Source organism: Sorangium sp. So ce295 (assembly GCF_051527405.1).
GTDB lineage: Bacteria > Myxococcota_A > Polyangia > Polyangiales > Polyangiaceae > Sorangium > Sorangium cellulosum_B.
Genome location: NZ_CP150324.1, coordinates 5,099,664 through 5,113,561, shown reverse-complemented (window position 1 = coordinate 5,113,561; position 13,898 = coordinate 5,099,664). Strand labels below are relative to the sequence as shown.

The 13,898-nt window shown below is 72.0% G+C and carries 14 protein-coding genes; 10 read left to right on the top strand and 4 right to left on the bottom strand.

Annotated features, from left to right (window positions below):
* Positions 1 to 92 precede the first annotated feature (92 nt).
* The 4 genes from WMF11_RS19330 (at position 93) to WMF11_RS19315 (ending at position 5,249) form a co-directional block, all read left to right on the top strand.
* Positions 93 to 629, top strand: a complete 537-nt coding sequence (locus WMF11_RS19330; RefSeq protein WP_437978503.1) for a L,D-transpeptidase family protein — start codon at positions 93 to 95, stop codon at positions 627 to 629.
* A gap of 105 nt (positions 630 to 734) precedes the next feature.
* Complete coding sequence (locus tag WMF11_RS19325) at positions 735 to 1,160, top strand: EVE domain-containing protein (protein WP_437282361.1); 426 nt, start codon at positions 735 to 737, stop codon at positions 1,158 to 1,160.
* 32 nt (positions 1,161 to 1,192) lie between these two features.
* Positions 1,193 to 1,897: a hypothetical protein gene (locus WMF11_RS19320; RefSeq protein WP_437978502.1), complete on the top strand. Its 705-nt coding sequence runs from the start codon at positions 1,193 to 1,195 to the stop codon at positions 1,895 to 1,897.
* An 862-nt stretch (positions 1,898 to 2,759) separates the two neighbouring features.
* Entirely contained in the window at positions 2,760 to 5,249 is a 2,490-nt protein-coding gene (locus tag WMF11_RS19315) for an efflux RND transporter permease subunit (protein WP_437909849.1), read from the top strand.
* A gap of 66 nt (positions 5,250 to 5,315) precedes the next feature.
* Here the strand turns inward: WMF11_RS19315 and WMF11_RS19310 are convergent, their stop codons facing one another.
* Complete coding sequence (locus WMF11_RS19310; protein WP_437909848.1) at positions 5,316 to 5,789, bottom strand: SRPBCC family protein; 474 nt, start codon at positions 5,787 to 5,789, stop codon at positions 5,316 to 5,318.
* Between the two features lie 671 nt (positions 5,790 to 6,460).
* Positions 6,461 to 6,937 (bottom strand): SRPBCC family protein, encoded by a 477-nt coding sequence (locus tag WMF11_RS19305; protein WP_437909847.1) that lies wholly within the window; start codon positions 6,935 to 6,937, stop codon positions 6,461 to 6,463.
* A 334-nt stretch (positions 6,938 to 7,271) separates the two neighbouring features.
* Between WMF11_RS19305 and WMF11_RS19300 the strand changes: the two genes are divergently transcribed.
* The 3 genes from WMF11_RS19300 to WMF11_RS19290 are packed head-to-tail and all read left to right on the top strand — an operon-like array spanning position 7,272 to position 9,242.
* Positions 7,272 to 7,397: a hypothetical protein gene (locus WMF11_RS19300; protein ID WP_437978501.1), complete on the top strand. Its 126-nt coding sequence runs from the start codon at positions 7,272 to 7,274 to the stop codon at positions 7,395 to 7,397.
* Complete coding sequence (locus WMF11_RS19295) at positions 7,390 to 8,667, top strand: AAA family ATPase (protein ID WP_437909846.1); 1,278 nt, start codon at positions 7,390 to 7,392, stop codon at positions 8,665 to 8,667. The genes WMF11_RS19300 and WMF11_RS19295 overlap by 8 nt, the downstream gene beginning before the upstream one ends.
* Positions 8,664 to 9,242 carry a hypothetical protein gene (locus WMF11_RS19290; protein WP_437909845.1) on the top strand — a complete coding sequence of 193 codons (579 nt, stop codon included), beginning with the start codon at positions 8,664 to 8,666 and terminating at the stop codon, positions 9,240 to 9,242. Before WMF11_RS19295 ends, WMF11_RS19290 begins: the two co-directional genes overlap by 4 nt.
* Before the next feature lie 20 nt (positions 9,243 to 9,262).
* Here WMF11_RS19290 and WMF11_RS19285 read toward each other — a convergent pair whose 3' ends face one another.
* Together WMF11_RS19285 and WMF11_RS19280 are read right to left on the bottom strand one after the other, a co-directional pair.
* On the bottom strand, positions 9,263 to 10,318 hold the full coding sequence (locus WMF11_RS19285) for a hypothetical protein (protein ID WP_437978500.1): 1,056 nt from the start codon (positions 10,316 to 10,318) through the stop codon (positions 9,263 to 9,265).
* A complete protein-coding gene (locus WMF11_RS19280; RefSeq protein WP_437978499.1) occupies positions 10,299 to 11,300 on the bottom strand; it encodes a hypothetical protein in 1,002 nt (333 codons plus the stop codon). Before WMF11_RS19280 ends, WMF11_RS19285 begins: the two co-directional genes overlap by 20 nt.
* A gap of 367 nt (positions 11,301 to 11,667) precedes the next feature.
* Here WMF11_RS19280 and WMF11_RS19275 point away from each other — a divergent pair, with 367 nt between their 5' ends.
* From WMF11_RS19275 to WMF11_RS19265, 3 genes are all read left to right on the top strand, one after another.
* Positions 11,668 to 11,994: a hypothetical protein gene (locus WMF11_RS19275; RefSeq protein WP_437553623.1), complete on the top strand. Its 327-nt coding sequence runs from the start codon at positions 11,668 to 11,670 to the stop codon at positions 11,992 to 11,994.
* Positions 11,995 to 12,150: 156 nt separating this feature from the next.
* Complete coding sequence (gene bufB / locus WMF11_RS19270) at positions 12,151 to 13,008, top strand: MNIO family bufferin maturase (RefSeq protein WP_437978498.1); 858 nt, start codon at positions 12,151 to 12,153, stop codon at positions 13,006 to 13,008.
* Positions 12,992 to 13,894, top strand: a complete 903-nt coding sequence (locus WMF11_RS19265; protein ID WP_437909841.1) for an HvfC/BufC family peptide modification chaperone — start codon at positions 12,992 to 12,994, stop codon at positions 13,892 to 13,894. Before bufB ends, WMF11_RS19265 begins: the two co-directional genes overlap by 17 nt.
* Positions 13,895 to 13,898 lie beyond the last annotated feature (4 nt).

Here is a 13,898-nt window from a genome sequence, read left to right as displayed (position 1 = left end):
CGCCGCGGCCGCGGAGTGTGACGCGCCCGATCGAGAATACTGCAGGCCCCGGCCGGGCGTCACACTCTCCAGCCCGGCGCCGACGGTCGGGCATGCTCCTCAGGCCCCCTCTCGTCCTCGCCGCGGCGTTGCTCGCCGCTTCCCTCACCCACACGGTCCCCTCCCTGACCGCCGCCCGGGGCGGTGCCCCGCCGGTCACCGAGATCCGGATCGACAAGAGCGAGCACACGCTCGATCTCGTCGCGGGCGGCAAGATCGTCCGGTCCTACCGGGTCGCCCTCGGGCCGGGCGGACCGGGGCCCAAGCGCTACGAGGGCGACAGGCGCACCCCCGTCGGCACGTACCGCGTCGCGGGTCGCATCAACGGCCTGTTCCATCGGTTCCTGATCGTCAGCTACCCGAACGAGGAAGACCGCGCGCGCTTCGCCGAGCTCAAGCGGCGCGGCGAGGTCCCGCCGGGCCGCGGCGTCGGGCACAGCATCGGCATCCACGGCGTCGGCAGCGCGCAGCTCGCCGGCGTGCACAAGGAGAGCGACTGGACGCTCGGCTGCATCGCCCTCGACGACGACGAGATTGACGAGATCGCGCGTCGAACGCCGGACGGCGCCAAGATCGTGATCACCGACTGAACGGGCGGTGCTAGGGTAGCCGGTCAAATCGACGGGCTGTCCGTCGAGGATGAGAGCGCGACGGCGAGGCCGGCGCCGCCCTCGCGCCTGCCCTGGAGATCGTGCATGTCTCGCCGTTACTGGCTGATGAAGAGCGAGCCACAGAAATATTCGTTCGCGCAGCTCGTGCGCGACGGCCAGACGATGTGGGACGGCGTCCGGAACTTCGAGGCCCGCAACAACATGCGGGCCATGAAGCAGGGGGATCTCGTGCTCTTCTATCACTCGAGCGAGGGCAAGGCGGTCGCGGGCGTGGCGCGCGTCAAGCGCGAGGCGTACCCGGATCCGACGGCCGACGCCGACGAGGACTGGAGCGTGGTGGACATCGAGCCGGTCGCGCCGTTCAAGGTGCAGGTGAGCCTCGACACGATCCGCGGCGACGAGTCGCTGGCCGAGATCTCGCTCTTGAAGCGGTCGCGGCTCAGCGTGGTGCCCGTCTCGAAGGAGCACTTCGATCGGGTGCTGAAGCTGGGCAAGACCAAGATCGCTTGACGCGCGGACCCGGGGAAACGACTAATCCCGTCGTGAACCTCCGCCCCGGAGCCCGACCCCTCGCCGTCTTCTTCCTCGGCAGCTTCCTCGCCAGCGCCGCGTGCGGCGGCCCGCCCACGCCGTCCCCGATCGACGGGGAGCCGATCTGCCCCGATTTCGAGATCGGCGCGACGCGCGCGCACATGCGCGGGAGCCTTCGCTTCCCGGTCACGCTGACGGTGCGCGAGGGCAAGGAGCCGATCACCCGGACGACGCTCACCGGGCGCCGGTCCAAGGACGATCCGCCGAGCCGGATCCTCCTCTCCGATCAGGACGCCGAGTACGAGATCGAGTGGGCCCAGTGCGAGAACCAGCGCGCGCCCCGGACGCGCGTGGTGGCGCGCGAGTCGAAGGACGCCGCGGAGTACGCGTGCGGCAACGCGACCGTGTACAAGACCGACAAGCTCGTCACCCGGAAGGGCGACGCCGCGTCGCGCACGGTCCACTTCGCGGCGCCCCCGAAGTCGGAGTGCTGGGAGAGCGAGCTCCCGCCAGCGCCCGCGCCTCCCGCGCCTCCCGCTGCGCCCGACCAGCCTCCGCCGGACGCGGGCGCCGAGGCCGACGCGGGCAACGCGCCGGTGGACGCGGGCGCCAGGCCGGTGGACGCCGGCGCGCCCCGCGACGGGGGCTCAGGCGGTGCTGCGAAGCCTCGCCGCGCGGGGGCCGCGGACGCCGGCACGACCCCGCCGGGCCCGTAGTTCCGCTAGAACATCGATTCACGTTGAAACCCGGAGAATTTTCACAGGGAGGCGGGGAGGCGGGGGGGAAGAAAAAAATGAAGTTCTCCCTCTTGCCGTCTCTCGCTCCCCGCCTCCCCGACTCCCTGTGAAATTCCTGCTTTCTCTCGTGGTTTCACCCGTTTGTCGCCCTAGGGGCTGTTCCTCTACCTCATGAGGCGATCGGTCGGCGGGCTTGGCCGCCGCGACACCCTAGCTGCCTTGACCCGTGTGCGACGCGGCCAAGCCTTCTCAGGCTCCCTCCGATCGCGCGATGCCCCCGGGAGAGGCGTCGTAGGCGAGCGGGCTCGGCACGAGAGGCACGCCCGGCGCCCATCCTCGAGGCAATGACGCCGAGAGCCGGCCTCGAGCTCCCGGCAGTGCCGCCTTTTCGCGCCCGCGATGCGGGCGATCTCGTGACCGATCAGGCGGCGCACGAGATCGTCGTTGCGCATCCCGAACACCGCATCATGGTCAGCGGGGCCGTGGGAGCGCCCATGGGCCCGGCGCGCCTCCATGGCCGCCTGGACCTCGGCGGCGCGCCATCGCCGCGCCGCACACGACCGCTGTTCTCCGGGGCTCCCGTTCCCTAGAACGTGGTCCACCGGCGCTTTCACTCCGGCGCTTCCACCGTCCTTCCAACGTCCCTTTCCGCCCCGGATCCACACACCGTCTCATGTCCGCTCCGCCCATGCCACCGCCTCCGGCGCCCCGCCCGCATCCTTCCCCTGATTCCCCTGATTCACACGAAAGCTCCGGTGAACCCCCCCGCGAGCCCTCTCCCCGCCTCGCGCCGCCCTCGTCGCGCGGCGGAGGGCTCGCGTCGCGCCTCGCCGAGCTCCAGGTGAAGCGGCCGGCGCTGCCGCTGCTCGCGACCGGGATCCTCACCGTCATCGCCCTCTTCCTGGCAACGCGGCTCCATGTGCTGACCGGGTTCGAGTCGCTGCTGCCGGCGTCGCGGCCCAGCGTGCAGGAGCTCGACCGGGTCGCGGCCAAGACGGCCGGCGTCTCCACGCTCTTCGTCGTGCTCCAGGGCGGCGAGGGCACGCCCACCGCCGCGCTCCAGCGGGCCGCGGACGCGCTCGTCCCGGAGATCGAGAAGATCGGCCCGCCGTGGGTCGGCAGCGTCGAGGACGGGGTGCACGAGGCCTACCGCTTCCTCTCGCCGCGCGCCGGGCTCTACGTCGACCGCGACAGGCTCACCAAGCTCAGGGACGACATCGAGGCGCGCTACGCTTACGAGGTCAACAAGGCGACGGGCGCGCTGCTCGACGACGACGAGCCGCCCCCCGAGGTGAGCGCCAGCTCGATCGAGCAGAGCCTCGGCCTCCAGGGGGTCGACACGGGGCGCTACCCCGACGGCTACTACCAGTCGAAGGACGGCAAGACCGTCGTCGTCGCCATCCGCTCGAAGGTGATGGCCAGCGATTTCGCCGCCGGATCCGAGGCGATCCGGCGCGTGAGCGAGGTCGTCGAGCGCGTGCGCCCCGCCTCGTTCGAGCCCGGGATCACCTACGGCCTCGCCGGCGATCTCCAGACCGGCATCGCCGAGTACGCGGCGATCAACGAGGATCTGACCGACGTCGGCGTCTCGGGCGCGGTGCTCATCGCCGCTGTCGTGTTCCTCTACTACCTGCGCCTGCGCACGCTCGTCGCCATGCTGATCACGATCGGCATCGGCGTCGCCTGGACGTTCGGCGCCACCCAGCTCGCGCTCGGCCACCTCAACATGGCCACCGGGTTCCTCTTCTCGATCGTCGCCGGCAACGGGATCAACTTCGGGATCATCTACATGGCGCGCTACCTCGAGGCGCGCCGCGGCGGCGCGAGCCTGCTCGAGGGCGTGCGCGTCGCCCACCGCGAGACCTGGCTGCCCACGCTCACCGCCGGCTGCGCGGCCGCGGCCGCCTACGGCTCGCTGCTCGTCACCGAGTTCCGCGGGTTCCACGACTTCGGCCTCATCGGCAGCGCCGGCATGGTGCTCTGCTGGGTCGCCACGTTCGTCGCGCTGCCGAGCATCCTCGCGGTGATGGACCGGATCGTCCCCCTCGAGCAGGAGTCGCCGGGCCTCCTCGGCAGGCTGCGGCGGCGCGCCCAGGGCGGCGTCGCGTTCGGCGCGCCGTTCGCGCGGCTCGCGTCGCGGAGCCCCGTCACGCTCACGCTCGCGGGCCTCGCCCTGGCCGCGGCCGGCCTCGTCGCCACGGTGAGCTACGTGCGCGCCGATCCGATGGAGTACAACCTCCAGAACCTCCGCAACGACGAGGGGGCCCGCGCGGCGCAGATCCGCCTGAGCTCGCTCGCGGAGGACATCACCGGCTACGTCGGCACCGACGGCATGGCGATCCTCGTGGACCGGCCCGAGCAGGTCGATCCGCTCCGCGCCGCGCTCTACGCGAGGCGCGACGCGGCGCCCGAGGGCGAGAAGCCGTTCAAGGAGATCTACGCGCTCCAGGATCTGGTCCCGCGGGATCAGGAGGCGAAGCTCCCGCTGCTCCAGGAGATCAAGGATCGCGTCCTCAGGGCGCGGAAGCGCGGCCTCGTGGGCGACGAGGACTGGCGCCGCATCCAGGCGGTCATCCCGCCGGACGATCTCGCGCCGTTCGGGATCGACGATCTGCCGGCGGGCGTGGCGCGCGCCTTCACCGAGACCGACGGGACGCGCGGGCGCATCGTGTACATCAGCCCGATCACGCCCGAGAGCGTGCACGACGCGCACTACCTCTTCCGGTGGGCGGACGCGTACCGCGAGACGCGGCTCCCCGACGGCAGCGTCGTGCGGGGCTCGGGGCGCGCGGTCATCTACGCGGACATGTGGGCGGCGATCATCGACGACGTGCCGCCGGCGGTGCTCTTCTCGCTGGCCGCGACGGTCCTCGTCGTGCTCGTCGCCTTCCGCGGCGGCCGCCCGGCGTTCGCGGTGCTCGGCGCGCTGCTCGTCGGGGTCTCGTGGATGGCGGGGCTGCTCGTGCTGATGGACGTGAAGCTCAACTTCCTGAACTTCATCGCCCTGCCGCTGACGTTCGGCATCGGCGTCGACTACGCCGTGAACGTCGTGCAGCGGTACGCGCGGGAGGGCGCCGGCGGCGCGCTCACCGCGGTGCGCGAGACGGGCGGCGCCGTGATCCTCTGCAGCCTCACGACGACGCTGGGCTACCTCGCCCTGGTCCGCTCGCAGAACTACGCGGTGCGCAGCCTGGGCGTCGCCGCGGTCATCGGCGAGCTCGCGTGCCTCTTCGCGGCCGTGCTGGTCTTGCCCGCGGCGCTCGTCTGGCGCGACCGGCGGCGCCCGAAGGGCGAGGAGGCCTTCCTCGCGGTCGGCCGCCCCACGACCTGAGCGCGCCCGGCGTGTGGTGCGCTCGGGCTGCCGCCGTGCCGCGATGTTCGCGGCGCGGCGGCAGGATCATGCAGCGCGGCGGCGCTTCGCGAAGTACGCCTTGATCGCCGCGACCTCCTTCGCGGTCAGCGCGACGATGGCCGGGACGACCTGCGCGGGATCGTGACCTGCCGCGACCCCGAACTCCCGTGGAAACTCGAGGAAGGTCTTGCCCGGCTCGGTCGTGACGCGCCGGAGCCGGTAGGTCCCGGTGTACCGTTCGATGCCGAAGATCTGCCCGTGGATCCGGTAGGTGACGGCGTGCTCGGTCTCGGAGCGCGCGACCACCTCCTCCAGCGAGCTCTCCCCCGAGACGAGCGTGAACGCGAACCGCGACGGCACCTTCTCCGCGGAGCCGCCCTCCACGTAGCCGTACTCCTTGACGTTGTCCCCGAAGACGACAGGGATGAGCTTCGTGATGTCACGGACCTCTTGCCAGACCTCCTCGATGGGGGCGTCCAGCACCGCCGAGTCGTAGACGTGATAAAGCGCGTCGATCATGGCTCCCTCCTCCCGATGCCGCGGGCGCGACACCGCCATGCGCGGCGGAGCGATGCTATCAGGGGATGTCGCGGCCTCTCGAGCGCGCCCTCATCACGGCGACGCGCGCTCGGAAAGTGCGAATCGCGCCGACGTGGACGGACGGCCCGGTGGTCGCGCGGCAGCAAACCCGAGCCCTGGCCGCCCTCAGCGGAGTCAATCCGTCGCGTACCAGTGGCTCGCGCGCGCTCCAGCGCACGCGATCCGTCGCAGACCCCCGTCGGCGGGCCCCTCGCGCTCACTCGATCCGTTGAAGACCCCCGTCGGCGGGCCCCTCGCGCTCACTCGATCCGTCGCAGACCCCCGTCGGTGGGCCCCTCGCGCTCACTCGATCCGTCGCAGACCCCCAGCGGCAGGCTCCTCCCAACGGTTGCGATCCGTTGAAGACGCCCGGCGGCGGGCCCCTCGCGCTCACTCGATCCGTCGCAGACCCCCGGCGGCGGGCCCCTCGCGCTCACTCGATCCATTGAAGACCCCGGCGGCGGGCCCCTCCCAACGGTCGCGATCCGTTGAAGACCCCCGGCGCCGGCTCCTCCAGCGGTTGCCGTCGGACTCAGGCAACCTGCTGCCATCCCATGCGGAGCCGCGGGGGCTCCACCTCGGCCCCGTGCGCTCGGCCGATGCCGCTCGCATCACACCGAGCGGCGGCGCTTCGCGAAGTGCTCCTTGATGGCGACGATCTCCTTCGCGGTGAGGGCCGCGACCGACGGGACGACCTTCTCGGGCTCCTGGCCCGGCGCGACGCCGAACTCCCGGGGCCACTCGAGGAACGTCTTGCCCGGCTCGGTCGTGATGCGACGGAGCCGGTACGTCGCGATGTACCCCTCGATGCCCAGAACCTGCCCGAGCAGCCGGTACGTGACGGAGTGCTCGGTCTCGGATCGCGCGACCACCTCCTCCACGGCCTTGTCTCCCGACGGGTGGAGCGTGAACTCGAAGCGCGACGGGATCTTCTCCGCCGAGCCGCCGTCCACGTAACGGTGGTCCTTGACGCCGTCACCGAAGACGATCGGCAGGAGCGCAACGATATCGCGGAGCTCTCTCCATGCCTCCTCGATGGGCACGTCGAGCACCGCTGAATCGTAGACGTGATATCTGGCTGCGAGCATCGATGGTCCTCCCGGCGGTGTCGCACGAGCGCGACGTCCTCCGGCGCATCGGCCGATGCTACCAGATCGTCCCGCTCCGCCGCGATCGCGCGCCCGTCACGGCGGCGCGCGCACATCCGCGCAGCAGCGGTGCGCTGAGCCTCACGACGACGCTGGGCCTCCTTCCCCTCGTCCGCGCAGGGCCGTGCCGTGGAGCGTCGCTGGCTCCAGCGTCCCGGCGGCACAGTGGAACGGCTCGTTCCCCCGCGGCGCCGCGCGGTCGGACGGAGCCCTGCGGGAGCGGCTTTTCTTGCCTTTTCCCGCGCGACCCAGCAGATCACGCGTTGCCATGGTCATGACGCAGCCGATGGAGCTCCTCTGCAAGAAGGTCTGGCACGGCTTCCGCGCTCCTCCGCTCGCGACCCCCATCGGCCACGGCCCGAACGAACCACGGGCGACCGAGAGGGGCCGCGATGCTTGAGAGGCTGGAGCTGCACGACACCGGACCGGCGCCCGCGATGGAGTTCGAGCTCGCGCCGCGGCTGAACCTCTTCGCGGGCGACAACGGGCTCGGCAAGACCTTCGTGCTGGATGTCGCCTGGTTTGCGCTGACGGGGACGTGGCCAGGGTACCCGGCCGCGCCGCGACGTGGCCCAGCTGTCAAGCCACAGATCGTCCGGGAGACGCGTGACGGGGAGGTCGTGCACCGCGTCTCATCGTCGTTCGACTTCGAGAAGCAGAACTGGCACACCGTCTATCCACCCGGTGCCTCCAGGCGCTCCGGTCTCGTCTTCTACGCCCGGGTCGACGGCAGCTTCTCCGTATGGGACCCGCTTCGACCCGCGGGGCACCTGCGATTCCCGCTCGGCGTGAAATCGTCGGGCCCCGTGCCGGGCTTCCACTTCACGCCCAGCCAGATCTGGAACGGGCTCACCGCGGACGACAGCGACGGCTCGGTGCTCTGCAACGGCCTGATCCGCGACTGGACGACATGGCAGCTCCGGCGAGACAGCACGTTCGATCTACTGACGCGCGTGCTGGAGGTCCTGTCACCGAGGCCAGGGGAGACCCTCCGCCCCGGGGCGATGACGGCCCGGGTCTCTCTTCACGACGTGCGCGACATCCCCACCCTCGACATGCCCTACGGCAACGTCCCCGTGGTGCTCGCGTCCGCCGGGATGAAGCGGATCCTCTCCTTCGCCTACCTCCTGGTCTGGATGTGGCGCGAGCACGTCGAGGCGGCGAAGCTGCGGAACACTTCGCCCGAACGGAGCATGATCGTGCTCGTCGATGAGGTGGAGGCGCACCTGCACCCCCAGTGGCAGCGTGTGATCCTGCCCGCGCTGCTCCGGGTCTCCCGCGAGCTCGAGGCATCCATCGAGACGCAGCTCTTCGTCACGACGCACGCGCCGCTGGTCCTCGCGTCCGCCGAGCCGCACTTCGACGAGGGGCACGATGCGCTCTTCCTGTTCGATCTCGACGGGGCGGAGGTCACCGTGTCGAGGCCCACGTGGAAGCCACGCGGGGATGCCTCGTCGTGGCTCACGTCCGATGTGTTCGACCTCGCGCAAGCGCGGTCCGTCGAGGCGGAGAAGGCGATCCTCGACGCCATGGCGGCGATGCGGCGGCCGGATCTGCCGATCGAGGACGCGAAGCGGATCCACGAGGAGCTGCACGACGTGCTCAAGGACACCGATCCCTTCTGGGCGCGTTGGCTCGTCAGGGCGCGGCAGGCCGGGCTCACGCCGTGATCCACGTCCCCCTCCGGCCCGAGCCCGCGCGCTTCGACGCGCTGGTCCGGCAGCCCGGCTTGCGCGCCCTCGCCGCGAACGCGGAGCCCCTGCCCCCAACCTGGCGGGAATGCCTGGACGATCTCCGGGACAGCTATCGCAGCGTCTGCGCCTACCTCTGCGTGCTCGTTCCGCGAGGCACCGGGGCACGATCCGTCGATCACGTCGCGCCGAAGTCGAAGCGTCGCGAGCTCGCCTACGAGTGGAGCAACTACCGCTTCGTGTGCTCGCTCATGAACGCGCGCAAACGCGATTTCGACGACGTCCTCGACCCCATGGAGATCCCTGACGGGTGGTTCGTCCTGGAGATGTCCTTCCTTCAGGTGCTCCCAGCGGAAGGCCTCCACGACGAGACGCGTGCGCGTGTTCAGGCGACCATCGAGCGACTGAAGCTCAACGACAAGGAGTGCATCGCCGCACGGGAGCTGTACTACACGGCCTACCTGGACGGCGGACTGACCCTGCAGCTGCTCCACGAATGGAGCCCGTTCGTCGCCCGAGAGGTGGTACGGCAGGGACTCGCCAGGCGGGAATGAAGCGCGGGCTCCGCGCGCCCTCACGGCGCCACGCGCAGATCCGCGCAGCAGCGGACGCCGGTCGAGTAGTCGAAATACGTGAAGTCGTGCGACGCGACGCGCGCCATGCACCCCTCCCGGGTCGCGCGCGCGTAGAACCCGCCGACGAACGTCCCCTCCGGATCGTCGATCCACTCGTCCAGGTTGCCGACCATGTCGGCGATCGCGTCGTCCTCCCACGCGCTCGCGCACGTCGCGGTCTCGCCCGTTCGCCGCAAGAGCGGCGCCCCGGCGACGCGCACCAGGTTGAGCCGAGGGTCGCTGTGCCCGAGCGACACGTCGCGGTGGAGCACGCCGGCCGGGTGGTGCTCGCGGAACACGTTGCACCGCCCGTCCGCGTAGGTCGGCCCGTACGGGAACTGCTCGTCCCGCTCGCCGCGGCACGCCGTCCGCCACTCGTCGAGCGAGCAGAGCCGCTTGCCCGCGTTCCGGCACGCGAGCTCCGCCTGCGCGCCGGTCGTGTAGCCCTGCGGGAGCACGCCCCTGCGCGACACCGCGCGCGGCTCGAACTCGCGCTGCTTCTGCCAGCCGGGCAGGAGCGGGAGCTCCATGCGGCGCGCCTCGTCGTCCCCGAGCTGTAGCCGCATCTTCGACCACACGCGCTCGACGGACGCGGCCGCCTGGCGCGACGGCGGATAAAACGCCGAGATCTCGAGCCCCGTCTCCTTGTCGAGCAGCACCGCCTCGTAGCGATCGACGCAGAACCGGCGCGCGACCCGCACCATCTCCGGCGGACAGCGCGGCTCCACCGGCGGCGCGAGCGCCCTCGGCCCCGGAGGCGCCCCCACGAGCGGCGGCGCCACGTCCGGCGCCCCGGCCCCGGCGTCCGCCGCGCTGGTTCCCGCGTCCGCCGCGCTCGGCCCCGCGTCCGCCGCGCCGCGCTCTGGCTCCGAGCGGCAGCCCGCGAGCGCCGCGGCAGCGAGCGCCGCGGCAGCGAGGCGCCGGCAGGCGCGGGGCCGCGTGGAGCGCTCGGCGGATCGCGCCGGCGTCGGGTCAGCAGATCGCGCCGGCGTCGGGTCAGCGAATCGCGCCGGCATACGGGTCGATGGACGCGGGCTCGCGACAGAAGAAGCGGCGGAGCACGAGGTAGTGATGGATCGGCAGGAGCCGCGTCTCCTCCTTCATCGACAGCCCCATCCGGCTGATCTCGGCGCCCGGGAACGGCGTCTTCGGATAGCAGCGGACGATCCCGGAGAGCGCCTCGTACTCGTCGAGCAGCCCGAGCACGTGCCCCACCTCGTGGGCGAGCACGGGCAGCGACCAGCCGGCCCGCATCGCGCTGAAGTACGGCGTCCTGCCGCACGTCGGCGAGAGCGGCACCGCGAGGTCGACCCGGAGCGCCCGCGCGCGCGCCTCGTCCGCCAGCACGAAGTCGAAGTCGTAGCGCACCGGCAGCCCGAAGGCGCGCGCGTCGCGGTTCCAGTACCCCTCGGCCTCGTCCGACCAGCGCGCGAGCAGCGCCCGGATCGCGGCCGGCGTCGCCCTCGCCGTGAACACGCCGGACCCCGGGCAAGCGTCCGTCGATCCCGAGCGCGCGTACGGCGTCCCGCGGCACGCGATCGCGCCCCCGAGCCGGGCGGAGAGCCCGCAGTCGGGCAGCTCGAGCCAGCCCGCGCCCTCCGGCGGGTCGACCGCGATGCGCACGTCGACCTCCCAGGCGCCGCCGCGCCGCCGCACGAGGTAGCTCATCGGGCCGAAGAAGAGGCCGTAGTGCGGCATCACCCCGGCGATCCGCCGCTCCCCCTCCGGCACGTCGCCGCGCGGCCCGGAAAAGACGCGGCGCGGAGCCGGCTGGCACAGGTACGCGTCCTTCGCGATCGCGTCGGTCAGGATGTCCCGGAACGTCCCTTCCCGCCCTTCGAGGACCGCGCCGCTCATCGCCTCGAGCTCGGCGGCGATCGCCTCGACCGGGATCTCGCGCCCGGAGGCCGCATCCCCCGCGGCGCCGCCCGGCGCGCCAGTCCCCGCGCGCGGAGCCCCCCCGCAGCCGGACGCCCCCAGCGAGAGCGCCGCGAGCACGGGGAGCGCCCCGCGACGCGGGTGGACGAGGACGCGCCACGGCGCCGGCGCGCCGCGCTGGACGCTTTGTCTTGCGCGTACCGTCCGAAGCGAGTTACGTCGTGCATGGAACGCTGCACGCTGGCCGCGCGCCCCAGCCGCAGAGGCTACGCCGCCGGACGCCGTGCACGCAGGGGGGGCTCGCGTGGGCGTGGAGGTCAACCCCGCTCACTTACGGGGAGTTGAATGAAGAATCAACGCGTCCGAAGTGAAACCGTGGAACCGGCCGGGCGTAGTGACGCGTAGCCGATGGGCTCAGCGCGGTCGAGAGGCCGGCGAGACCCGACGGGCTCCAGCGTGCGGGCGCGCCATTCGGGCGAGGCGCGCGGTGGGCTCGGTGATCGCGACGAAGACGAGCGTGGAGGATCAGATGACGATCGACATGGGCAAGACGTTGGCGTTGACGGCGGTGTCGGGCATGGTGGCGGGCCTCGCGGGCTGCGCCTCGGCGCCTCCGCCCGCGCCCGAGACGGGCGCCGCCCCCGCGGCCGACGCGCCTCCGGCCGCGGCGCCGGAGAACGCCGCGAAGGCGTGCTGTGCCGGCAAGAACGAGTGCAAGGGCAAGGGCGGCTGCAAGAGCGACAGCCACGCGTGCGCCGGCCAGAACGAGTGCAAGGGCAAGGGCGGCTGCAAGCCGGCCGACTGCTCGTCGTAGGTTCGGCGCGCCCGGCCCGGCGGAATCCGGCGGATCCACGCGGATCCGCCAGATCCGCTGGGCCGTCTGGCCATGCCACGCGGAACCGCCGGATCGGCTGGATCGTGAGGCGCCGCGGCGCACCCCTCCACCCCTGAGCAAGGCTCGCGGTGAACCATGGTGAACCTCGAACGGATGCGGCTGGGACTCCCCGACCTCGGCGTCGGCGTCGGGCTGCGCATCCCGCACTACCGGCACATCTTCGAGCACCGGCCCCGGGTCGACTGGTTCGAGATCATCAGCGAGAACTTCATGGTCGACGGCGGCATGCCGATCGCCAACCTCGAGCGCGTCCTCTCGAGCTACCGCCTCGTCCAGCACGGCGTCTCGCTGTCGATCGGCAGCACGGATCCGCTCGATTTCGATTACCTGCGCCGGCTGAAGGCGCTGCTGGCCAGGGTGGGCTCGCCCTGGGTGAGCGATCACCTGTGCTGGACGGGCGCGCACGGGATCAACCTGCACGACCTGCTCCCCTTGCCGTACACCGAAGAGGCCGTGCGGCACGTCGCGGCGCGGGCGCGGGTGGTGCAGGACTTCCTCGAGGTCCGGCTCGCGCTCGAGAACGTGTCGAGCTACCTGACCTTCACGGCCAGCCGGATGAGCGAGTGGGAGTTCCTCTCGGCGATCGCAGAGGAAGCCGACTGCGGCATCCTGCTCGACGTCAACAACGTCTACGTCTCCTCGTACAACCACGGCTTCGATCCGGAGGCCTACATCGATGGCGTGCCGCACCACCGGATCGTGCAGTTCCACCTCGCCGGCCACGCGCACCAGGGCGCGTACATCCTCGACACCCACAGCGATCACGTGGTCGACGCCGTGTGGGCGCTCTACCGGCGCGCCGTCGCCCGCGCAGGCGACGTCTCGACGCTGATCGAGTGGGACGACGACATCCCCTCGTTCGAGGTCCTCGCCGCCGAGGCGGAGAAGGCGCGGGCGATCCGGCAGGAGGTGGCGCGTGCGCGCGCCGCCTGACCCCGCGCCCCCGGCCGGCCTCGCCGCCCTGATGCGCCAGCTCACCCGCATGTTCACGGCGGGCGCGCCGCTCCCGGACGACGCCGAGCTCGCCGGCCTGTGCCGCGAGCACGTCGCCGGGAGCGAGCGGCTCGCGCCCGCCGAGCAGGCCGACATCTACCGTCGGCAGTTCTGGCTGCGGCACAGGGACGCGCTCCGCGAGGACTACCCCGCGCTGGCGCACGTCCTCGGCGACGACGGCTTCGACGCGTTCGCGAGGGCCTACCTGGCGGCGCACCCGCCCGCGAGCTTCACGCTGCGCGACCTCGGGCGATACGTCGCCGATTTCGCGGGCGCGCACGAGGGGTTCCCCCCTGCCCTGCGGGATCTCGCGCGCGACGTGGCGCGGTACGAGCACGCCCTCGTCGATCTGTTCGACGGCGCCTCGCCCCCTCCGCTCGATCCGGCGAAGGTGACGGGCATGCCGGCGGACGGCTGGTCCACCGCCACGATCGTCCTTCACCCGCTGCTCGCGCTGGTGCGGCTCGGCCACCCGGCGCACGTCCTCCGGAGCGAGCTCAAGCAGGGCCGGTCGCCCGCGCTGCCCGCGCCCCGCCCCGTCCACCTCGCCGTGTTCCGCGGCGCGGATCTCACGATCCGCTTCGAGGAGCTCGAGCCGCCGGCGTTCGCGCTCCTCGAGGCGCTCGGGCGGGGCGTACCGCTCGTCCCGGCGTGTGAGGAGGTGGCGGCCGGAGCCCACGGAGCGGAGGCCTCCAGCGAGCCGCCGGGCGCTGGAGAGGGGGCGGGCGCGGCGCTGGCCGAGCGCGTCGGCGTGTGGTTCCAGCGATGGACGAGCTGGGGGCTCATCGTCGACGTCGTGCCGGGCGCCCGCGCTGAAGGCGGCTAAGATG